Origin of the sequence: Brevundimonas sp. 357 (genome assembly GCF_003938605.1) — a bacterium.
Lineage (GTDB): Bacteria > Pseudomonadota > Alphaproteobacteria > Caulobacterales > Caulobacteraceae > Brevundimonas.
In genome coordinates this window covers 18,736-40,115 of record NZ_RHWX01000012.1, presented here as the reverse complement: position 1 = coordinate 40,115, position 21,380 = coordinate 18,736, and the positions used below count along the sequence as shown (strand labels likewise).

17 protein-coding genes are annotated in these 21,380 nt (G+C 68.8%); 7 read left to right on the top strand and 10 right to left on the bottom strand.

Annotated features, from left to right (window positions below; genetic code table 11):
* Nucleotides 1–82 precede the first annotated feature (82 nt).
* Genes EGK63_RS11600 through EGK63_RS11575 form a run of 6 tightly spaced genes read left to right on the top strand, consistent with a single transcriptional unit; the run spans nt 83 to nt 8,527 of the window.
* Nucleotides 83–1,330: an isochorismate synthase MenF gene (locus EGK63_RS11600; RefSeq protein WP_243637669.1), complete on the top strand. Its 1,248-nt coding sequence runs from the start codon at nt 83–85 to the stop codon at nt 1,328–1,330.
* A complete protein-coding gene (locus EGK63_RS11595; RefSeq protein WP_125901605.1) occupies nt 1,327–2,955 on the top strand; it encodes a (2,3-dihydroxybenzoyl)adenylate synthase in 1,629 nt (542 codons plus the stop codon). The genes EGK63_RS11600 and EGK63_RS11595 overlap by 4 nt, the downstream gene beginning before the upstream one ends.
* Nucleotides 2,952–3,599, top strand: coding sequence for an isochorismatase family protein (locus EGK63_RS11590; RefSeq protein WP_125901604.1), 648 nt, complete (start codon nt 2,952–2,954; stop codon nt 3,597–3,599). The genes EGK63_RS11595 and EGK63_RS11590 overlap by 4 nt, the downstream gene beginning before the upstream one ends.
* On the top strand, nt 3,596–3,859 hold the full coding sequence (locus EGK63_RS11585; RefSeq protein ID WP_024353927.1) for a phosphopantetheine-binding protein: 264 nt from the start codon (nt 3,596–3,598) through the stop codon (nt 3,857–3,859). The genes EGK63_RS11590 and EGK63_RS11585 overlap by 4 nt, the downstream gene beginning before the upstream one ends.
* Before the next feature lie 10 nt (nt 3,860–3,869).
* Nucleotides 3,870–7,760, top strand: a complete 3,891-nt coding sequence (locus EGK63_RS11580; RefSeq protein ID WP_125901603.1) for a non-ribosomal peptide synthetase — start codon at nt 3,870–3,872, stop codon at nt 7,758–7,760.
* Nucleotides 7,757–8,527, top strand: a complete 771-nt coding sequence (locus tag EGK63_RS11575) for a 2,3-dihydro-2,3-dihydroxybenzoate dehydrogenase (protein WP_125901602.1) — start codon at nt 7,757–7,759, stop codon at nt 8,525–8,527. The genes EGK63_RS11580 and EGK63_RS11575 overlap by 4 nt, the downstream gene beginning before the upstream one ends.
* Nucleotides 8,528–8,537: 10 nt before the next feature.
* Here EGK63_RS11575 and EGK63_RS11570 read toward each other — a convergent pair whose 3' ends face one another.
* Together EGK63_RS11570 and EGK63_RS11565 are read right to left on the bottom strand one after the other, a co-directional pair.
* On the bottom strand, nt 8,538–11,147 hold the full coding sequence (locus EGK63_RS11570; protein ID WP_125901601.1) for a M14 family zinc carboxypeptidase: 2,610 nt from the start codon (nt 11,145–11,147) through the stop codon (nt 8,538–8,540).
* A gap of 14 nt (nt 11,148–11,161) precedes the next feature.
* Nucleotides 11,162–13,756: a TonB-dependent receptor gene (locus tag EGK63_RS11565; RefSeq protein WP_243637668.1), complete on the bottom strand. Its 2,595-nt coding sequence runs from the start codon at nt 13,754–13,756 to the stop codon at nt 11,162–11,164.
* Between the two features lie 279 nt (nt 13,757–14,035).
* Here EGK63_RS11565 and EGK63_RS11560 point away from each other — a divergent pair, with 279 nt between their 5' ends.
* Nucleotides 14,036–16,051: a TonB-dependent receptor gene (locus EGK63_RS11560; protein ID WP_125901599.1), complete on the top strand. Its 2,016-nt coding sequence runs from the start codon at nt 14,036–14,038 to the stop codon at nt 16,049–16,051.
* Between the two features lie 28 nt (nt 16,052–16,079).
* On the opposite strand, the gene EGK63_RS11555 is transcribed toward EGK63_RS11560, so the two are convergent.
* The 8 genes from EGK63_RS11555 to EGK63_RS11520 form a co-directional block, all read right to left on the bottom strand.
* On the bottom strand, nt 16,080–16,475 hold the full coding sequence (locus EGK63_RS11555) for an OsmC family protein (RefSeq protein ID WP_125901598.1): 396 nt from the start codon (nt 16,473–16,475) through the stop codon (nt 16,080–16,082).
* A gap of 14 nt (nt 16,476–16,489) precedes the next feature.
* Nucleotides 16,490–17,386, bottom strand: coding sequence for a pirin family protein (locus EGK63_RS11550; RefSeq protein ID WP_125901597.1), 897 nt, complete (start codon nt 17,384–17,386; stop codon nt 16,490–16,492).
* Between the two features lie 48 nt (nt 17,387–17,434).
* The gene (locus EGK63_RS11545; protein WP_125901596.1) at nt 17,435–17,815 is read right to left on the bottom strand and encodes a DoxX family protein; all 381 of its coding nucleotides are present in this window, start codon (nt 17,813–17,815) and stop codon (nt 17,435–17,437) included.
* Nucleotides 17,812–18,462: a YceI family protein gene (locus tag EGK63_RS11540; protein ID WP_165906588.1), complete on the bottom strand. Its 651-nt coding sequence runs from the start codon at nt 18,460–18,462 to the stop codon at nt 17,812–17,814. The genes EGK63_RS11545 and EGK63_RS11540 overlap by 4 nt, the downstream gene beginning before the upstream one ends.
* Nucleotides 18,463–18,499: 37 nt before the next feature.
* On the bottom strand, nt 18,500–18,796 hold the full coding sequence (locus EGK63_RS11535; RefSeq protein ID WP_125901594.1) for a putative quinol monooxygenase: 297 nt from the start codon (nt 18,794–18,796) through the stop codon (nt 18,500–18,502).
* A gap of 67 nt (nt 18,797–18,863) precedes the next feature.
* Nucleotides 18,864–19,502 carry a hydrolase gene (locus EGK63_RS11530; protein ID WP_125901593.1) on the bottom strand — a complete coding sequence of 213 codons (639 nt, stop codon included), beginning with the start codon at nt 19,500–19,502 and terminating at the stop codon, nt 18,864–18,866.
* Between the two features lie 100 nt (nt 19,503–19,602).
* Entirely contained in the window at nt 19,603–20,292 is a 690-nt protein-coding gene (locus EGK63_RS11525; RefSeq protein WP_125901592.1) for an isochorismatase family protein, read from the bottom strand.
* Nucleotides 20,293–20,399: 107 nt separating this feature from the next.
* Nucleotides 20,400–21,269, bottom strand: a complete 870-nt coding sequence (locus EGK63_RS11520) for a pirin family protein (RefSeq protein ID WP_125901591.1) — start codon at nt 21,267–21,269, stop codon at nt 20,400–20,402.
* Nucleotides 21,270–21,380 lie beyond the last annotated feature (111 nt).

Sequence of the window (21,380 nt, the reverse complement as noted above, 5' to 3'; positions counted from 1 at the left end):
CGCAAGACAACGCGAAGGTTGCTCCGCTATAGGCCGGTTGTTGCGAATGATATGCAACAGCTTGAGTGCGGCAGGGACCAGCATGGAGTCGAGAGTAGCGGAATTCTGGGGCGCGCCCGATCTGTCGGTTCAGATCGGCGGCGGCGCATCCGAACGCCATGACGCGGTGGCGCCCAAGGACGACATGGACTGGGCTTTTGGACTGACGACGCCGGAGCTGCGGCTCTTCACCACGGGCTTGAAGCAGCGCCTGACGCCGGGACCGGCGGCGACGCTGGGCGCGCGGGTGCGCCGTTTCTTCGCCGATCTGCCGGTCGCCCCGGAAACCGATGAGCCGTCGCCGCGCCTGCTGGTCGGCGCCCTGCCGTTCGACCGCTGCGCCGACGACTGCCTGTTCCTGCCCGAGCGCGCCGCCAACCGCATCTGGGACATGCCTTCGACGGCGTCGCGCCCTTCGATCCGCGCCCTGACGCCCGAGCCGTCGCGCGCGGTCTATGAGGCGGCGGTGACGCAGGCGCTTGCGGCCATGCGCGCTTCGCAAGGCGGCGCCGAGCCGGTCGACAAGGTGGTGCTGTCGCGCAGCCTGAAGGTTCAGGGCGATGGCGCGATCGACCCCTTCGCCCTGTGGCGCGACTTGAAGGCCGATCCGACCGCCGCGCGTTTTCTGACGCCGCTGGGTGAAGGGCAGGGCGGGGCCATGCGCCGTCTGGTCGGCGCCACGCCGGAACTGCTGGCGTCCAAGCGCGGCCCGGCCGTCTTCTCTCATCCTCTGGCCGGATCGGCCCGCCGGAGCACCGACGTGGTGCAGGACGAGGCGGCGGCGCAAGGCCTGCTGGCCTCCGACAAGGACCGCCGCGAACACGCCCTGGTGGTCGAGGCCATCATGGACCTGCTGGCGCCCTATTGCAGCGATCTGCGCGCGCCGCCCGGCCCGGCGCTCGTCTCGACCCGGACCATGTGGCACCTGGGCACCCGCATCGAGGGGCGGCTGCACCGCCCCGATGAAACCTCCGCCGCCGAACTGGCCGCCCTGCTGCATCCGACGCCAGCCGTCTGCGGCTCGCCGCGCGACCGGGCGGCCGAGATGATCCACGCGCTTGAAGGCTATGACCGGGGCTTCTATGCCGGGGCCGTGGGCTGGACCAACGCCTTTGGCGACGGCGCGTGGTACGTCTCGCTGCGCTGCGCCGAAACGTGCGGCGATCAGGCGCGTCTCTATGCCGGGGCGGGCATTGTCGAAGGCTCCGATCCCGCCGCCGAGGCGGACGAGACGTCGGGTAAGTTCCAGGCCGTCCTGCGCGCCCTGGGCGTGGATGAGGCGAGCGTATGATTCCCCTGCAACAGGTCTGGCCGGACGACATGGCGGCGCATTATCGGGCCAAGGGCTATTGGCGCGGCGAAACCTTCTCCCAACTGCTGCGCAGCCGGGCGGAGGCGCAAGGCGGCGCCGTCGCCGTGGTCGGCATGGACCAGCGCTGGACCTATGGCGAACTGCTGCAAAAGGCCGAGACGGCCGCCGCCGGTTTTCTGGCGCTAGGGCTGAAACCGGGCGACCGGGTGGTGGTGCAGCTGCCGAACCTGCCCGAGTTCCTCAGCGTGATCTTCGGCCTGTTCCGGGCCAGGCTGATCCCCGTCTATGCGCTGCCCGCGCACCGCTCGACCGAGATCGTTCACTTCCTGAAACGTTCGGAAGCCGCCGCCTATGTCGTGGCCGACCGGCATGAAGGCTTCGACTATCGCGCCCTGGCCCGCGCCGTTCAGGCGGAGGTTCCGGAGCTGCGCCATGTGGTCGTGGTCGGCGAGGCCGAGGAGTTCGCATCCTTCGACGGTTTCCGCGCCGATCCGGCCTCCCTGCCGACGGACGACGCCGATCCGTCCGACGTGGCCTTCCTGCAGATTTCGGGCGGCTCGACCGGCCTGTCCAAGCTGATCCCTCGCACCCACGACGACTACCTCTACAGCGTACGCGAAAGCGCCGACATCTCGGGGCTGGAGCCGGAGAGCGTCTATCTGACGGCCCTGCCGGCCGCGCATAACTTCCCGATGAGTTCGCCGGGCTACCTGGGCGCCCTCTATGTCGGGGCGACGGTGGTGATGGCGCCGTCGCCGTCGCCGGACGTCTGCTTCCCCCTGATCGAACGCGAGGGGGTGACGATCACCGGACTGGTGCCGCCTCTGGCCCTTTTGTGGATGCAGGCGGCGGCCAAGAAGACCCACGACCTGTCCAGTCTTCAGGTGCTGCTGGTCGGCGGCGCCAAGTTCCTGCCCGAGGCCGCGCGGCGCGTGCGCGCCGAACTGGGCTGCACCCTGCAGCAGGTGTTCGGCATGGCCGAGGGGCTGGTCAACTACACCCGGCTGGACGACCCCGAGAGCCTGATCGTCGAGACGCAGGGGCGACCGATCAGCCCCGATGACGAAATCCTGATCATCGACGACGCGGGCGCGCCCGTGGCCGAGGGCGAGCCGGGCAATCTGCTGACGCGCGGCCCCTATACGATCCGAGCCTATCACAACGAACCGGCGGCCAATGCGCGGTCCTTCACCGACGACGGCTTCTATCGCACCGGCGACGTGGTGCGCCGCACGCCCGAGGGCTACCTCGTGGTCATGGGCCGGGCCACCGACCACATCAACCGCGCGGGCGAGAAGATCTCGGCCGAGGAGGTCGAGGATCATCTGCTGGCCCACCCGGCCGTGTTCGACGCCGCCGTGGTGTCGGTGCCCGACGACTATCTGGGCGAGCGCATCTGCGCCTTCATCATCCCCAACGGCGCCGCGCCGCGCGGCGTCGAGCTGAAGGCCTGGATGCGCAAGCGCGACATCGCCGACTTCAAGGTGCCGGACCAGATCGTCTTCGTCGACGACTTCGCCGTGACCGCCGTGGGTAAGGTCAGCCGCCGCGAACTGCGCGCCGCGCTTCGCCAGCGCATTATGGAAGAAGAGGGCAAGGCGTGAGCGTCTCCAAAGGCCTGCCGACCGTCCCGGCCTACGCCTTGCCGACCGAGGCGGAGATCCCCGCCTCGCGCGCCCAGTGGACGCTGGAGCGTGATCGCGCCGCCCTGCTGGTCCATGACATGCAGCGCTATTTCATGCGTCCCTATGCGCCGGGCGCCGAGCCGCTGCCGGAACTGGTCGCCAACATCGCCCGCCTGATCGCGGCGGCGCGGGCGGCGGGCGTTCCGGTCTTCTACACCGCCCAGCACGGCGATCAGGATTGCCGCGACCGGGGCCTGCAGGCCGACCTGTGGGGACCGGGCATGAGCCGCGCGCCCGAGCATGAAGACATCCTGCCCGAACTGACCCCGGCGCCGGGCGACTTCCCTCTGGTCAAGCACCGCTACAGCGCCTTCCAGCGCAGCAACCTGGAGACGCTGATGCGCGTGCGGGGGCGGGATCAGCTGATCGTCTGCGGCGTCTACGCCCACATCGGCTGCCAGCTGACGGCGGCCGAGGCGTTTCAGCGCGATATCGAACCCTTCTTCGTCGCCGATGCGCTTGGCGACTTCTCGCGCGACAAGCATATGGGCGCGGTGGCCTGGGCCGCCGACACCTGCGCCGTGGCCCTTTCGACGGCGCGCGTTCTGGAACGACTGACATGACCAAGCTGACCCCGCAGGATCTGACGCTGGAGCGCATGCGCGCCGATGTCGCCGCCGTGCTGCACGAAACGCCGGACTCCATCCTGGACGACGACAATCTGATGGACCTGGGCGTCGACTCCTTGCGCGCCCTCAACCTGTCGCTGGCGTGGAGCGAGGCGGTGCCGCTGGAGTTCAGCGAACTGGCCGAGCACACCACGCTCGCGGGCTGGTGGAGCGTGGTTCAGGCGCGCCTGCGCGCCGCCGGTCACGACGCCTGACGCCTGTATCATGGACGACGGACGCATGGCGGCGGTGCTGGAATATCCGCTGACGGAAGCCCAATCCGGCCTGTGGTTCGCCCAGAGGCTGGACCCGGCCAACCCGATCTTCAACACGGCCCACTATCTCGATATCCGGGGCGATCTGGACGTTGAGGCCTTTCACGCCGCCGTCGATCAGACCGCCGCCGAGGCCGAGGCCCTGTCGCTGCGTTTCGCCGAACGAGACGGCGAAGTGTTCCAGACCCTCGACCCGGCCCATCGCCCGCTGCTTCAGATCGTCGACGTGTCCGCCGCCGCCGATCCGGTCGCCGAGGCCATGGCCGCCATGCGCCGCGATCATGAGACGCCGCTGGACCCGACGCGCGACCCGCTGGCCGCCAACATCCTGTTCTGCATGGGGCCGCAACGCTTCCTGTGGAGTCTGCGCGTTCACCATCTGGCCACCGACGGCTTCGGCATGGCTCTGCTGACCAACCGCGTGGCCGAGCTTTACAACGCTGCGCACGGCGGCCCGGCGCCCGGTCCGGTCTTCAACCCCATCGCCAGGGTGTGGGACGAGGACGCCGCCTATCGCGCCTCGGACAAGCGCACGGCCGACGCGGCCTACTGGCGCGAGATAATGGGCGACGCGCCCGAGGTCGCCTCTCTGGCGCCCGGCAAGGCGACGACCGCCCATCGCTTCCACCGCATCGAGCGCGCCCTGCCGCCTGAGGTCACGGCCCGCCTGCGCGCCCGCGCCGACGCCGGGCGCCTGTCCTGGCCCGACGTGCTGACCGCCATCGGCGCCGCCTATGTCCGCCGCTTCTCGGGCGCGGAAGAGGCCGTGATCGGCGTGCCGTGGATGGGCCGCATGGGCAGCGCCTCGGCGCGCACGCCCGCCATGATCATGAACGTCCCGCCGCTGCGTCTGACGCTGGACGAGGACGCCCCGCTGGACGAGCAGCTGATCCTCGCTTCCAAGGCCCTGATCAAGACCCGCCGCCACGGCCGTTACCGCAGCGAGCAGCTGCGGCGCGACCTGGGCCTGATCGGCGGGGCGCGGCGGCTGTACGGGCCGCTGGTCAACGTCCTGCCGTTTGACCTGCCGCCGCGCTTTGCGGGGCTGGGCACGACGCTGAAGGTGCTGGGCGCCGGGCCGGTGGACGACATCAGCTTCACCTTCCGCGGCGACGCCGCCCCGGCCCTGACGCTGGAGGTCGACGCCAACCCCGACCTCTACACGCTGGAGGAGGCCGCCGCCCACGCAGAGCGTCTGGCCGCCTTCCTGACCAATGCCCTCGATGCCGAGACGCTGGGCGAGGTTCCCATCGCCACGCCGGGCGAGGCCGCGCGCGAACTCGACGCCTTCAACGCCACCGCCCACCCGGTCCCCGACACGACGCTGACCGCCCTGCTGGAGGCGGCGATGAAGGCGACGCCGGACGCCCCGGCGCTGACCTTCGGCGATCAGACCCTGACCTACGCCGAGCTTGACCGCCGCACGGCGGCGCTGGCCTCGGCCCTGGCGGCGCGCGGCGTGGGGCGCGAGAGCCTCGTCGCCGTCGCCCTGCCGCGTTCGCTGGAACTGGTCATCGCGCTGGTTGCGACCTTACGCGCAGGCGGCGCCTATCTGCCGCTCGATCTGGAGCACCCGGCCGAGCGCATCGCCGCCATCGTCCGCGCCGCCGGACCGAGCGTCGTGCTGGCTCATGAAGATATCGGCGGCGCGATCGGCGAGGCCCTGCTGGCGCCCGCCGACTGGCCGCTGGACGGGGCGGCTCCTGCCGTGGCGCAAGGGGGCGAGGACGCCGCCTATGTCATCTACACCTCGGGGTCGACCGGCGATCCCAAGGGGGTGCTGGTCGAGCATCGGGCCATCGTCAACCGCCTGCTGTGGATGCAGGCCGAATACGGTATCGGCGCCCACACCCGCATCCTGCAGAAGACGCCCGCCACCTTCGACGTGTCGGTGTGGGAGTTCTTCCTGGCCCTGATTTCGGGCGGAGAACTGGTCGTGGCGCCGCCCGGCGCGCACCGCGATCCGGCGGCCATCGCCGGGCTGATCCGCCGCCATGCGATCACCGACCTGCACTTCGTCCCCTCCATGCTGTCGGCCTTTCTGGCCGATCCGGCGGCGAAGGGAATCGCGGTCGCCCACGTCTTCTGCAGCGGCGAGGAACTGCCCGCCGAACTCCGCGACCGTTTCCACCAGACGGTGAGCGCCGAGTTGCACAACCTCTACGGCCCGACCGAGGCGGCGGTGGACGTCAGCTATTGGGCCGCCGGGCCGGACGATACGTCCTGCCCCATGCCGATCGGCTGGCCGGTGTGGAACACGCGGCTGGTCATTCTGGACGAGCGGCTGCGCCCTGTGGCGCCCGGCATGGGCGGCCATCTGCATCTGGGCGGGGTCCAGCTGGCGCGCGGCTATCTGAACCGGCCCGACCTGACCGAGGACCGCTTCATCCCCGACCCGCACCATCCGGGCCAGAGGCTGTACCGCACCGGCGACGTGGCGCGCAGGCGGGCGGACGGCGCGGTCGTCTATCTGGGCCGCAGCGACCATCAGGTGAAGATCCGCGGCCTGCGCATCGAACTGGGCGAGATCGAAGCCGCCGTCATCGCCAGCGGTCTGGCGCGCGAGACGGTGGTGCTGGCCCGCGAGGATCGCCCCGGCGAGCGCCGTCTGGTCGCCTATCTGGTCCCGGCCGAGGGCTACGACCCCGCCGCCCTGAAGGCCAAGCTGGCCGCGCGCCTGCCCGACTACATGGTCCCCGCCGCCATCGTGGCGCTGGACGCCCTGCCGACGACTTCCAACGGCAAGCTGGACCGCAAGGCGCTGCCCGCACCCGTGTTCGAGGCTGCAGCGGGTCGGGCGGCCGAGACGCCGACCGAGAGAATCATCGCCGAACTGTTCGCCGAGACGCTGGGCAGGGCCGAAGCGGCGGGCGCCGACGACGATTTCTTCACTCTGGGCGGCGACTCCCTGCTGGCGGTGCACCTGATGATGCTGATCCGCGAGCGGCTGGGGCGCGATCCGGGGCTGGGCGCTCTGTTCGACCGGCCGCGCGTGGCTGAACTGGCCACCCTGATCGACGCCGAGGCGCTGGACTTCGACAATGGGCTGGGTGTGCTGATCCGTCTGGCCGAGGGCGATCCGGCCCTGCCGCCGCTGTTCCTGATCCACCCGGCGGGGGGGCTGTCGTGGGGCTATCGCACCCTGGCGCGCGCCCTGTCGCCGCGCCGCACGGTGTGGGGCATGCAGTCGCCCGCGCTGGACCCCGACAACGCCCTTCCGGACGGGATCGAGGCTCTGGCGTCGGTCTATGTCGATCACATTCTGGCCTTGGGCGCGCCCGGTCCGGTGCATATCGCAGGCTGGTCCGTGGGCGGCATCATCGCCCAGGCGGCGGCGGTCGAGCTGGAGCGGCGCGGGGTCAAGGTCGGGCTGATGGCCATGCTGGACTCCTATCCGGCCGAATGCTGGCGCGCCGAGCCGGACCCGGATCCGGTCGACGCCATGCGCGCCCTGCTGGCCATCGCCGGATATGACCCGACCCAGTATCCCGAGCTGCGTAGCCGCGCGGCCATTGTCGCCTTCCTGAAGGCGGGCGACAGCGCTCTGGGCGGCCTGCCCGAGGCTGCGCTGGACGGGGTGATCCGCGTGGTGCTCGACACCAACCGTCTGGTGCGGGAACATCATCACAAGCCCTTCGGCGGCCGCACCACCCACGTGCGCGCGGCGCTGGACCATCAGGAGCGCGACCTGACGCCGGGCCTGTGGCGCCCTTACGCCGCTGATCTGGATGTGGTCGAGGTTCCCTTCCTGCACCCGCAACTGACCGGCCCGGCGGCGACGGCCCTGATCGCTCCGGCGCTGGACGCCCGCATGACCGCCGCAGAGGATACGACACGATGAGAGACAGCGGACTGTCCGGCCGTCTGGCCCTGGTCACGGGCGCGGGCGGCGGCATCGGCGCCGCCGTGGTGCGCCTGCTGGTCGAGGAGGGCGCGCGCGTGGTCGCGACCGATCTGCCGTCCACCGCCCTGTCGGGTCTGGCCTTCCTGAACGGCGTGCGGGTCGAGCCGCTGGACGTGTCCGACGGCGCGGCGGTCGAGGCCCTGTTCGACCGCATCGAGGCCGAGGACGGCCCGATCGACTTGGTGGCCAGCGTCGCGGGCGTCCTGTCCAATGTGACGGTGGATCAGACCTCCGACGCTGAATGGCGCCGTGTCTTCGCGGTCAATGCGGACGGCGTCTTCCATCTGGGGCGCGCGGCGTCGCGCCGGATGGGCGAGCGGGGCGAGGGCGCCTTCGTCACCGTCAGCTCCAACGCGGCGGGCGTGCCGCGTCATGCGATGGCGGCCTATGCCGCGTCCAAGGCGGCGGCGACCATGTTCACCCGCTGTCTGGGGCTGGAGCTGGGGCCGAAGGGCGTCCGCTGCAACATCGTCGCCCCCGGCTCGACCCTGACGCCGATGCAGACCGGCATGTGGGCCGATGAGGACGGCGCCGCCCGCGTCATCGCCGGCTCGCCCGACACGTTCAAGGCGGGCATTCCGTTGCAGAAGCTGGCGACGCCCGAGGACATCGCCGAGGCGGTGGTCTTTCTGCTGTCCGATCGTGCCGCCCACATCACTATGACGGACCTCTACGTCGACGGCGGGGCCACGCTGCGCGCCTGATCTCTCTGGCTCAACGTCGTCCAGATGAGAGATGATTCGACAGGAACAGGGCGTTGATCAGCAGACGCTCCGTCCCCAGCCAGTATTTGCGGTGGGCCGGGTCGTCGGCGAACAGGACGACGTTGCCCGCCCCGATCGGGTTCACCTGCGCCCAGACCGAGCCCGCCGAGCGGGCGCGCAGGGCTTCGGGCAGGTAGCCGTTGACCTGCGGGCTGGTCTCGATCCGCACGACGTTGGCGAAGGGATCGGACACGGGCGCCAGAACCACGTCCGTCTCCTTGTTCACGAACAGGTCGCGGCGCGACAGGCCGAAGGCCAGCGGGTGGCTGATGTCGACGTCGGCCGACAGGGCGTTGCCCGCCGTGCGCTGTTCGCCCTGGATCGCGCTGCGGTCGGCGTAGTCGCGGCGCTCAACCTCGGCCTTCTTCTCGTCTTCGGAGGCGGTTTGCGGGGCCAGGCCGTTGGCGGCGGCCCAGCGTGCGGCGCTGCCGAACACCACCAGTGAGCCGCCCGCCCGCACCCAGGCCTTTAGGGCGTCGACCGTCGGCTGGCTCAGGTTGTCGTAGCGCCCGCCGGACAGGACGATGCTGTCATAGCTTCCTAGCGGCATGCGGCCCAACTGGGACGGGTCAAGCCGCGTCGCCGGATAGTTCAGCCGCTCGCTCAGGGCGAACCAGGTCGCGCCGATTTCGGTGGCGTTGACGCCCTCGCCCATGACTAGGGCGATGCGAGGGGCGCGCACGACTTTCACATTGTCGCTGCCCAGATCGACGCCCGCGACGCTTTGGCCGGTCGAGACGGCGTGGGCGACCACGCCCGCCTCGCGCGCGGCCGTGTCGACGTAGGCGCGCAGGGCGGCCGCGTCCAGCGATTGTCCCGCCGTGGTCACGACCAGGGAGCCGCGTCCGAAGGCGCTGTCGCCGGCCGCCGTCCTTGCGGTCAGCGGCTCGAACGCGGCGCGGACGCGCACGTCCTGACGCAGCAGGGCGGCCAGAACACGCGGCGCGTTCAGGTCGCGCCAGTCGATGACATAGGCATAGGCGTCCTGAGGCCCGCTGACGCCGCCGTTCGCGACGGGGGTCTCGGTCACAACGGACCCGTGGGCGGGGACGCGGCGCAGGCCGTCGCTTTTCAACCCATAGGCCAGGGCGACCGAATAGGAGGTGCTGCCATAGACGCTGCCCTTGGTCGGGGGCGTCCGGTCGAAGATGGAGTGCACCAGGCGGAACTGCGGCTGGGCCGAGGGCACGACATAGGCGCTGCCCGGCTCATAGGCGCGGCCGTTCTGCGTCACCCGCTCGGTCAGCGGATGGACCTGAATGTGGTGGGCCAGAAGCAGGTCCAGCGTCTGGCGCGTCAGGCCCGGATCGGCCGCATCGCCGAAGACGAAGGCCTGGCTGGAGTGGCGCCGCCCCTGTTCGACGGCCGAGCGGAAGAAGTCGCGCTGGAAGGCCTGCAACCCGGCGCGCTCGGCGACGGCGCCGCGGATGGTGGCCAGGCCGACGTTGGCCTGATTGCGGATGGTGAAGGGGAAGGTCAGCGGGCCGTTGGCCGTGTCCTGCACCAGGCCTCGCGAGCTGGCCTGTTCGACCGTCACCCCGACCCCGCCGTGGAAGTCGGGATAGGTCGAGCCGTAGACCGGCGAGAAGTTGTCGAAGACTTCGCGCGTGTAATAGAGCGAACCGAGGCTATCCAACGCCTGGGCGTGATACTTGGCCAGCGTCACGTTCCATTCGTAGCTGGCGCGCGGCAGCAGCGGGCTTTCCATGCTGGCGGGCGAGGGCTCGAAATAATAGGTGCTGCCCGCGCCCATTTCGTGGAAGTCGATCTGGATGTGGGGCCGCCAGCGGTGGAAGGCTTCCAGCTTGGCGCGCGTCTCTTTCTGCGTCACCGCCAACCAGTCGCGGTTCAGGTCGGTGAAATAGTGGTTGGTGCGACCGGCGGGCCAGGCCTCGACGTGCTCCTTGTCCAGCGGGTCGGCGACGGCGGGCTGGTTCTTCCAGGCGTTGTGCCAGTTGGCGGCGCGGTCGCGGCCGTCCGGGTTCTGGGACGGGTCGATGACGACCACGGCCTTGTCCAGCCAGTCCAGCACCTCGGGCGAGCGCCCGGCGGCCAGGTAGTAGGCGGTCAGCAGGGCCGCTTCGCCGCTGGAGGTTTCATTGCCGTGGACGCTGTAGAACAGGCCGACGACGACCGGGGCGTCGGCCGTGGCGGCCGGGCCGCCGGGATCGCCCGCGGCGATATGGGCGCGCTGGATCTGGTCGATCCGGCCCTGATTGGCGCCCGAGGTGATGACCACGGACAGCAGGGGCCGCTCTTCATAGCTACGGCCGATCTCCTCGACCGTGACCCGATCCGACAGGCGGGCCAGCTCGCGCAGATAGTCCACGATGCGATCGTGACGGGTGTAGTGCGTGCCGATCGGATAGCCGAGGAAGGCTTCGGGCGTCGGAATGGCGGGGTCGAAGTCCCCCGCCGCCGCCTGAGGGAAGAAATAGGCGCTCTGTGCGACGGCGGACGTCGGTACGGACAACGCAGTTGCACTGAACAGAACAGCCAGAGCGGCGCCTGCGGCCAGTTTGCGGCGGGTGAACAGGGAAGGGGCGGCTCTGGCGTTCATTGTAGTGGTCTCAATCAGAAGCGGACGTCGAAGCCGACGCGGAAATAGCGCCCGCGCAGATCGTACTGGCCAAAGTCGTAGGGGGCGCGGACGCCAGGGAAGGAGGCGTCGTGCGGCGGCGCTTCGTCCAGCAGGTTCTCGACCTTGGCGTAGAGCGTCACGCGCTCCAGCCCGGACCACGCCGCATACAGATCGAACTGGTGATAGGCGTCCACGCGCGATTGTCCCCCGACAACCGGCACCTGATCATAGCCGGAAGTATAATACCAGGTTAGGTTGGCGTCGAAGACGTCGCGGTTCCAGGCCAGCCGCGTCGTTGCCTTGTGCGCCGGCAGGGTCGCCCCTCGGTTCGAACCGGCGTAGTCCAGCAGCGGCCCGCCCGCCGCGTTCGGCCGCTTGTATTCCAGCAGGTGCGTATAGGCGCTGGAGACGGTGAACGTCCCCCAATCGCCCAAGCCCCAGTCCTCGGTGCGCCAGCGCTGGCTGAAGTCCACGTCGATGCCCGACGTCTCCAGCGCCGTCAGATTGCGATAGCGGTTGTAGACGGCCTGCAGCTTGCCGCGTTCGTCGCGGATGACGTCGGCGGGATCGTTGCCCTGGACGATGGCGGTGGCGTTGCCCGTGCCGATCAGGTTGTCGAGCTTGATCTGATACCAGTCGATGCTGAGCGCCGTGTCGCGCGTCGGGGTGAAGACGACGCCCAGATTGTAGGATCGGGTCTTTTCCGGCTCCAGATCGGTGTTGCCGACGGTGAAAAAGGTCGGGCTCTGGCGCGAGTTGGGCAGGTCGGGATCATAGGGGTCGATGACCGAGCCGTAGGAGATCATGGTCGAGGCCGAGTTCTCCGACAGCGACGGCGCGCGGAACCCGCGTGAGGCCGAAGCCCGCAGCGCCAGCCACTCCAGCGGCTTCCACCGCACGCCCGCCTTGGGCGAGAAGGCGCTGCCGAAGTCGCTGTATTCATCCGCCCGCGCGGCGACCTGGATGTCCAGATTGCTCAGGACGGGGATGTTGAATTCGGCATAGGCGGCCCAGACGTCGCGCTCGCCGTCCACGGCGGCGATGGCAGGGCGGATCTGCAGCCCGGCGTCGATCTGCCACGGATTGCGCGAGACCAGGCTCTCATGGCGGAACTCGACCCCGGCGGCGTAGCCGACCTGACCGGCGGGCAGGTTGAACAGTTCGCCCGAGATCTTGAAGTCGGCCCCATAGAGGCGCGACTCCGCCGGACGCAGGGTCGACAGGCGGATGCCGTCCAGCACGGCCTGCGGCGTGGCCCCCGGATCGTGCAGGTTCAGCGTACCGTTGGCCAGGGCGTCGGCCAGGTTCCAGCGATGGGCGAAGCCGCCCGACACCGTCTCGCGCTCGTCGCTGCCCGAGGCGAAGACGGCGGCCTCCCAGTCGAAGCGGTCATGGCGCCCGCGCACCCCAGCCAGGGCGCGATAGGACTTGGACTCATTGGTCTTCAGCGTCCGGCCCAGATCGAAGAAGGTGTATTCGATCGGCGTGGCGACGCCGTAGGGATTGTAGGGGTTGTTGGCGGGCAGCAGATTGGACACCGGCTCGGCCAGCCCGGTCTGGGCGTTCAGAGCGAACCGCCCGCCTTCCAGCGTGAAGAAGGGGCTGGAGCCGAACAGGGACGCCCCCTCGACATAGGAATACAGCACCTCGACGAAGGCCTCGATCTGCGGTGTCAGGCGCTTGGTCCCGAACAGATAGGCCTGATAGCGGTCGGTCGAGGGGATCAGCGTCGTGTGCGGCGCCAGGTTGATGGCGCAGGTGTCGCCGGCCAGACCGTCGATCGGGGGGCTGGCGGTCAGCACCATGCCTTCAGGGCACTGGCCCTGGGCGTCGAGGAAGGGCACGGACTTGCCGTCGACCAGGAAGCGCGCCCCCTTGGCCGACCAGCCGTTCCAGCGGCCGCCGGGCAGGTCGGTGTAGATGCCCGACCTGGTCAGGTCGCGCTGGTCCTGATCCAGCCGATTGCGGGTATAGGCTTCCAGCGACAGCAGGATGTTGTAGCCGTCCGTCTCCAGGTCGCCATGCCCGGCGACCAGTTTGGCGGTCGAGGTCTCCAGCCCGCCCTGACCGGCGACGCCATAGCTGGCGCCGAACTCCAGCCCCTGGAAGTTCTGGCGGGTGATGATGTTGGTGACGCCCGCCACCGCGTCCGAGCCATAGACGGCCGAAGCGCCGTCCTTCAGCACCTCCAGGCGCTGGGTCGCCACCATCGGCAGGGCGTTCAGGTTGACAAAGGTGTCCGACAGGCCGCCGCCGGGGAAGCCGTAGTTGGCCACGCGGCGCCCGTTCAGCAGCACCAGGGTGTTCTTCTGCGACAGGCCGCGCAGGCCGATGCCCGCCGCGCCGGACGACCAGCCGCTGTTCTGGGTCTCGTTCGAGCCGTTGCCGGTGTTGGCCGAGATCGAGCGCAGCAGGTCCGCCGTCGTCGACTTGCCTGAGCTTTCCAGCTCCTCGCGCCCGATCACCTGAACCGGGTTGAAGCCTTCGGTGTTGGCGCGCCGGATGTTGGAGCCGGTCACGATCACGTCTGCCACGGCGTGCGAAGTTTGAGTTTCCGTGGCGTTTTCCGCCGTTTGGGCGTGCGCCATGGTGCAGAGGCTCGTGCTCGAAAGAAGCGCCAGGACGGTCAAGGGGGGTTTAATCATGTTGTTGCGCTGCAAAAAGAGGCTAAAAACGGCGCGCAATAAGGCATGTTGATCACGCGGCCGTAATTTAGAAATCCTCAAGCTATTGATAGGGCGGCTATTTGGGCGACGCGGGTCTCCTCGCGCCCGCGTCGATCCGGCTTGCAACCAAGCGAGCGGCGCCCTGTTCTTGTGCGGCGGCGAACAGATGTATGGGCGCGGCCGGTCCAAGGGGGATGAGCTTTGTTCGAGTCACAGCCGACGGTTATCGATGAAGTGGTGGTCACAGCGGCGCGTTTGCCGCCCGCAGCGGGCGAGGCGGCCTTTTCTGTGATCCGGCTGGACGGTGCTGCGTTGGATCGTGCGGCGCGGCTGGACGAGGCTCTGGCTGGCGTTCCGGCGGTTTCCCTGTTCCGGCGTACGAGCAGTCTGGCGGCCAATCCGACGACACAGGGCGTTTCATTGCGAGCCATCGCCCCTTCGGGCGCCGGGCGCACGTTGGTTACGCTGGACGGCGTGCCGTTAAACGACCCCTTCGGCGGCTGGGTGTTGTGGTCGCAACTGCCGACAGAGGCGCTGGAAAGTCTCGACATTGTGCGCGGGGCGGGGGCCGGACCTTACGGCGCTGGAGCCCTGACCGGAGTGATCCAGCTGCGCGAGCGGGAACGAGGCGGCGTGTTGGACGCCTCAATCGCAGAGCGGGGCGGCGCGCGTCTGGCTGGCGCAGTCGGTGTTGACGCCGGGTCGCTGCGTCTGACCGGCTCAGCCCTTTATGAGACCAGCGACGGCTATGTTCCCGTACGCGGCGCGGCCGCTGGAAAGGCGGACACGCCTTTGGATATCGAGACCCGTGCAGCGGCGCTGCGACTGGATGCGCCGCTTGGCGCGGCCAGGCTGTCCCTGCGCGCTTCGGCCTATGACGAGGAGCGCGGCTCGGGTCTTCAGAGCGCGCGGTCCAGCGCCAGCGGCCACCTGCTGTCAGCCACGGCGGCGAAGCGGCCGCAGGAGGGCGCCTACGGATGGCGGCTGCAGGCCTGGCGGCGCGAAAGCGATTTCGCCAACAGTTCGGTCGCGGTGGCGGCGGACCGCAACTCGACCACGCCCGCAAATGATCAGTATGAAACGCCCGCGACCGGCTGGGGCGTCAACGCCGCCCTGCGTCGCGCCTCGCGCGACGTGGCGGGCGGGCGACTGGAATGGGAGCTGGGCGCCGACGCCCGCTTCAACGAGGGCGAGACCCGCGAACGCTTCCGCTACATGAACGGCGCCTTCACGCGCGACCGGATCGCGGGGGGCGAGACTTCGGTCGCCGGACTCTATGGCGAGGCGTCATGGCGCGACGATCTGTGGCTGGTTGCGGGCGGCCTGCGTCTGGACGGCTGGCGCAATGAGAACGGCCGCCGCCTGGAGCGTGATCGCGCGACCGGCGCGGCGACCCTCGACGAGGCCGACCCTGACCGCTCGGGCGAGGTGGTCAGCGCCCGCCTCGCGGCGCGGCGCATGATCGGCGGCGGTTGGGCGGCCCGGGCGGCGGCCTATTCGGGCTTCCGGCCCGCCACCCTGAACGAACTGCACCGCCCGTTCCGCGTCGGCAATGACCTGACGGAGGCGAACGCCGCCCTGGTCCCCGAGACGCTGCAGGGCGTGGAGGCGGGCCTGGCCTATGAGGGGCTCGTGGCGACTTTCGGCGCGACCTTGTTCTGGAACCGGATTGAGGACGCCATCGTCAATGTGACGATAGGCGAGGGGCCGGGAACTTTCCCGCGCGCGGGCTTTGTCCCCGCTGGCGGCGTGTTGCGTCAACGCCAGAACGCCGGGGCCATCGAGGCGACAGGTATTGAACTGACGGCGCGTCGCAGCCTAGGCGGCCGACTGACCCTGGACGGCGCTGTTTCCATCACCGACGCTCGCATGGACGGCGGTTCGGCGGCGCCGCAATTGACCGGTCTGCGTCCGGCCCAGGCGCCGATCTGGAGCGCGACGACGAGCCTGGACTGGCGCGCCAGCGACCGCCTGAACCTGGCCGTTCAGGCGCGCTATGAAAGCAAGCGGTTCGAGGACGATCTGAACAGTCGCGTCCTGGGCACCGCCGTCGCCGTGGACGCTCGTGCGGAATGGCGGATGACGCCCGCCGCCGTTGTTTGGGCCGCCGCCGACAACCTGTTCGACGAGGTTGTCGAGGTGTCCGAGACGGGAACCGAGGTCGAAGGCTACGGCCCGCCGCGCACCCTGCGCCTGGGCGTCCGCTGGACCTACTGAGCCTGCAGGTCCAGCGGCGGGATTGGCGTCAGCCCAGGCTGGTGTGAATCGGCACGCCGTTCTTGATCGCCAGCGTCACGGGCGTGCGTTCGGCCACGTCGGCCAAACGCGTGCGCTGGGCGTCATCCAGCGGACCGACAGGCGTCAGGACACGTTTGATCCGCGGCGGGCTTTCGCTTCCCAGGTACTCCAGACGGATGTCCAGTTCCTCCAACGGCCAGCCCTTCTTTTCAGCATACATCTTCAGCGTGATGGCGGTGCAGGCCCCCAGCGCCGAAATCAGCAGATCGAAGGGGGCAGGCCCCAGGTCGCCGCCGTTCAGCCGTTCCGGCTCATCGGCGGTCAGTACATGCTTCAGATCGCCGCCCGTCCGGATCGTGGTCCGGTAGCGGGCGGTTCCTATGCGGACTTGTGCGACGGCCATGTTGCGCGCTCCGCTCAGGACATGGCCGGCGCGGGCGGCGTCGGATCGGGCGGCAGGGGGATGAACTCCTGATCGTCCATGTCCGGCAGCTTCATGCGACCGGCGCGCCAGTCGGCCTTGGCCTGTTCGATGCGGTCCTGCGACGAGGAGACGAAGTTCCAGTCGATGAAGCGTTCGCCCACCGGCTCTCCGCCCAGCACCATGACGGTCGACGGCTCCAGCGCGCAGATGACCGAGGCGACGCCCTTCTCCAGCACCGCCATCTGGCCGTGGCCCAGGGGGCGGCCGTCATCGATCTCGACCAGGCCCTGTACGACATAGATTGCGCTTTCCGAATGGTCGGTTGGGGTCTGGAAACGCGCGCCGGGCTCCAGCTCAAGGTGCAGGTAGTGCAGGGGCGAGAAGGTGCTGACGCCGGCCTTCATGCCCATGGTCTCGCCGGCGGCCAGGCGGCCCTTGACCCCGCCTTCGATCCAGGTCGGCAGGTCGGCGGTGGTGACGTGCTGGAATGAAGGGTCGATCTCTTCCTGACCGTTCGGCAGGGCGACCCAGGCCTGGATGCCTTCCAGAAGGGCGCCCTCGCGGCGCGCGCGCTCAAAGCGTTCGGAGTGGGTGACGCCGCTGCCTGCCGTCATCCAGTTGACCTCGGCCGGGCGGATGTCCTGCTGGACGCCCAGGCTGTCGCGGTGGGTGATCTCGCCCGAGAATAGATAGGTCAGGGTCGAGATGCCGATGTGCGGGTGCGGACGCACGTCGACGGTCTTGGGGATGCCTGCGGGCATGTCGACCGGGCCCATGTGGTCGAAGAAGACGAAGGGACCGACCGTGCGGCGCTTGGCGTAGGGCAGGACGCGGCCGACTTCGAACCCTCCTAGGTCACGGCGGCGCTGTTCGATGATGAGTTCGATCATTGGGCTTTCTCCTGCTCCCAGATGGCGTTGAGTGTAACCTGCACTGTGTCAGAGCACAAAGCGTCCCGGCCCGGCGGCCATCAGGATCAGGAAGCCGCCGATGATGCTGATGTGCTCGAAGAAACCGTTCAGAGCGGCGGCGCGGGCCTCGCCCTTCACGCTCCAGAAGTCATAGAAGATCACAGCCGTGGCGAGGGTGAACAAGGCCATCAGGGCGGCGACGGGCGTGGTGAACCAGCCCGCGATCAGCAGGGCGCTGCCTGCGAGTTGCAGGACGATGGTGCCCAGCAGCGCCAGATGCGCGAAGGGGATTTTCTTGGCGCGCACCTCGCCCAACCCTTCCTGGAAGCGGATGGACTTGGTGATTCCGCTCTGAAGAAAAAGCAGGACCAGAAGGATGCGGCCGATCAGCAGATATTGGTCAGTCATGAGGCTTCGGCTTGATCCGCGACGGCTTCGAGGGTGATCTCGACCTTGATCTCATCGCTCACCATGGGCAGGGCGACGGTCAGGCCGAAGTCCGAACGCTTCAGGACGGCGGTGGCTGCAAAGCCGACCGCCGGCGTGCCGGTCATGGGGTGGGCGCCCGCGCCGTTGAGCACGGCGTCCAGGGTCACGGGACGGGTGACGCCGCGCACCGTCAGGTCGCCATGCACCTTGAACGCCCGTCCCAGGCCCACGCGCTCGACCGAACGGCTCTGGAATGTGATGTCGGGGTGGCGGGCCGCGTCGAAGAATTTGTCGGTCAGGAAGTCGGCGTCCAGTTGCGGCACGCCGGTGTCCACGCCGCTGACGGGAATGCGCACCGCGACGCTTGAGCGTTCGGGGGTCGCTTCATCGATGCGGACGACGCCCTCGACCGTTTCGAACACCGCGCCGGGGTTCGACAGGCCCAGGTGGTTCCAACTCATGCGGACCTGGGCGTGGGTCGGGTCGATCTTGTAGGCGCCGGAGGCAGGCAGGGCGGTCGCGGAGACGGCGGCCTGGGGCGGCTGCATCGGCGCGGCGACGGCAGGCGCGGCGGCGCCCAGCAGTTGCAGAGCCAGGGCGGCGACGGCGACGTTTCGAGAAATCATGGCGGCCTCGGCGTGGGTCATGAAAAGAGGCGAAGAGTCAGGCGACGCGGGTCAGGCGGTGGAGGAACTCCATCTTCTCGACATCGACCGCGCCGTTGGCCTGGAAATGCTGGATGTGCGGCCCGTGGTTGTGGTGCTGCGATTGGGCTTCCTCGGACGCCCAGTGCTCGAAGAAGACGAACAGGCCCGGCTGGTCGCTGTCCTCGAACAGTTCGTAGCGCAGGGCGCCGTCTTCGGTCTGGGAGGTCTGGGTGACGGCGACGAGATCCTGCCTCAGGGCGTCTTCCTTGCCGGTCTTGGCCCGCAGACCGACGGTGATGAACAGCTCGGCCATGGCCGGTCTCCTTGGGGGAAAGAAAAGGGGCGGCCCGCGTCGGGGGAGACGGGCCGCCCCAGAGGGATCAGTCTCGGTCGTAGGAGAACTGAATCCCGGCCGTGCCGCCGGTTTCGATGAACAGGTTCATGAAGGCGGGGACGGTTTCCGAACGCTTCCAGTCGCGCTGCAGTTCGCAGAACAGCTGCGGGACGGAGATCATCTTGCCGCCGGCCTGTTCGATGCGGCGCAGGGCCATCTCGTGGGCGGCGACCGAGGTGCCGCCGACGGCGTCGGCCACGACATAGACCTCATAGCCGTCGCGCAGGGCGTCCAGGGCCGGGAAGGTCAGGCAGGCCTCGGTCCACAGGGCCGTCATGATCAGCTTCTTGCGGCCGGTCGCTTCGACCGCCTTGCGGAATTCCACGTCTTCCCAGGAGTTGATCGTGGTGCGGTCATAGGTCGGATAGTCTTTCAGCACCTTGCGGAGCTGGCCGATCGGCGGCTGGTTCAAGCCGGTCTCGACGTTGACGGTCGAGTGGATGATCGGCAGGCCGTAGGCGACGGCGGCCTTGGCCGTGCCGACGATGTTGTTCACCAGCAGTTGGCGGTCCATCGAGGCGATGGAGTTCACCTGCACCGGCTGGTAGTCGATGATGACGAAGGCCGAGTTTTCGGGGGTCAGAAGGTGATCCGACTTCGGATCGCGGATCGGTTCGCTGGCCATTGAGTGGCTCCTTTCCGGGGGGATTGCGTCTTGGCGAGGCGCGCGCATGACGCCGGCTCCGCCCCGTCTGAAGGGGCGAGGCGAAGCCGACGCGCATCGGTCAGTCGCGTTGCGAGTCGAGGGTCTCGTGGTCGGTCGCGACCTGCTGAGCCTTGCCGTAGCTTTCGATCAGCAGTTGGTAGGGGGGGAAGATCTGGGTGTAGATCTCGGCCCACTGGGCGGCGTCTTCACGGTGCCAGGTCTTCTGCAGTTCCGAGGCGACGGCGGCCATGTCCATCGGCACGACGCCGGCCTGGACCACGCGAGCCAGGGTGATCTCCTGGGCCATCTTGGAATAGGTGCCCGAGGCGTCGACCACGGCGAAGACCTTGTAGCCCTCATAGGCGGCGCTGATGGCGGGGAAGGCCATGCAGACGCTGGTGATGGTGCCGGCGATGATCAGGGTCTTGCGGCCGGTCGCCTTCACGGCGGCGACGAAGTCGGGGTTGTCCCAGGCGTTGATCTCGCCCTTGCGCGCCACATACTGGGCGTGGGGGGCGTTGGCGTGGATTTCCGGGATCAGCGGGCCGTTCGGGCCCTGGGGCACCGAGGCGGTGGTGATGACCGGCAGCTTGGCCAGGGTGGCCATGGAGGCCAGGGCGGCGGCGTGACGGCGCAGGGTGGTCATCGGCATGTCGGCCACGGTCTGGAACAGGCCGCTCTGGTGGTCGATCAGCAGCATGACGGCGTCATTGGGGTCGATGACCGGACGCTGGCCGTTGAAGTTGGCGGGCAGGGTGGAAGCGGACATGGAAGTCTTTCCTTTCAGGCAGGGGGCCGCGCTCGGACGAATGTCCGGCTAAGGCTGGGGGTTGCGGCCCGGTCCGAAGACCGGGCCTTAAGTTTTCGTGAGAGGGATCAGGCGGCCGGGATGTCGCCGAAGCGGCCGCTGTTGAAGTCCGTGATGGCGGTGCGGATCTCGTCCTCGCTGTTCATCACGAACGGGCCGTAGCCGACGATGGGCTCGTCGATCGGCTCGCCGGTCAGGATCAGCAAAGTCGCATCCGCATCGGCATGCAGGGTCACGCTGTCGCCCTTGCGGTCCAGCAGCAGGGCCTCGGCGGCGCCGGCCGGCTGGTCGCCGTTGACGGTGACGCGGCCCGACAGAACCACCACGATGGCCGTGTGGCCTTCCGGCAGGTTCAACGTCGTCTCGGCGTCCCGGTTCAGCCGCACGTCCCACACATTGATGGGGGTGAAGGTGCTGGCCGGGCCTTTCGAGCCCTCCATCGCGCCGGCGATGATCCGCGCGGTCCCCGCATTGTCAGGCAGGGCGACGGACGGAATGTCGGCGTTCAGGATCGACTGGTAGCCGGGACGGGTCATCTTGTCCTTGGCGGGCAGGTTGACCCACAGCTGCACCATGCGGAAGGGGCCGCCGGTCCGCGCAAAGGCGGGCGAGTGGAACTCTTCGTGCAGGATGCCGCCGCCGGCCGTCATCCACTGGACGTCGCCGGGGCCGATAACGCCGCCCTGGCCGGTCGAGTCGCGGTGCTCGACCTCGCCGTCATAGACGATGGTCACGGTCTCGAAGCCGCGGTGCGGATGCTGGCCGACGCCGCGACGTTTGTCGGTCGGCTCGAAGTTGTGCGGACCGGCGTAGTCGAGCAGCAGGAAGGGGCTGACCTGCTTGCCGACGCTGTCATAGGAAAACAGCGAGCGAACCGGGAAGCCGTCGCCGACCCAGTGGCCGCGATCATTGCCGTAACGTCCGAGAACCTTCTTCATGGTGTTGTCTCCTGTGGCGACCGGGCCTCGCCGATCGCGTTGGAGGCTTTATGACGGTGAAACGCAGCCCTGGGCAGATTGCGAAATCGCCTCGCTGCGTCCTATCAATAG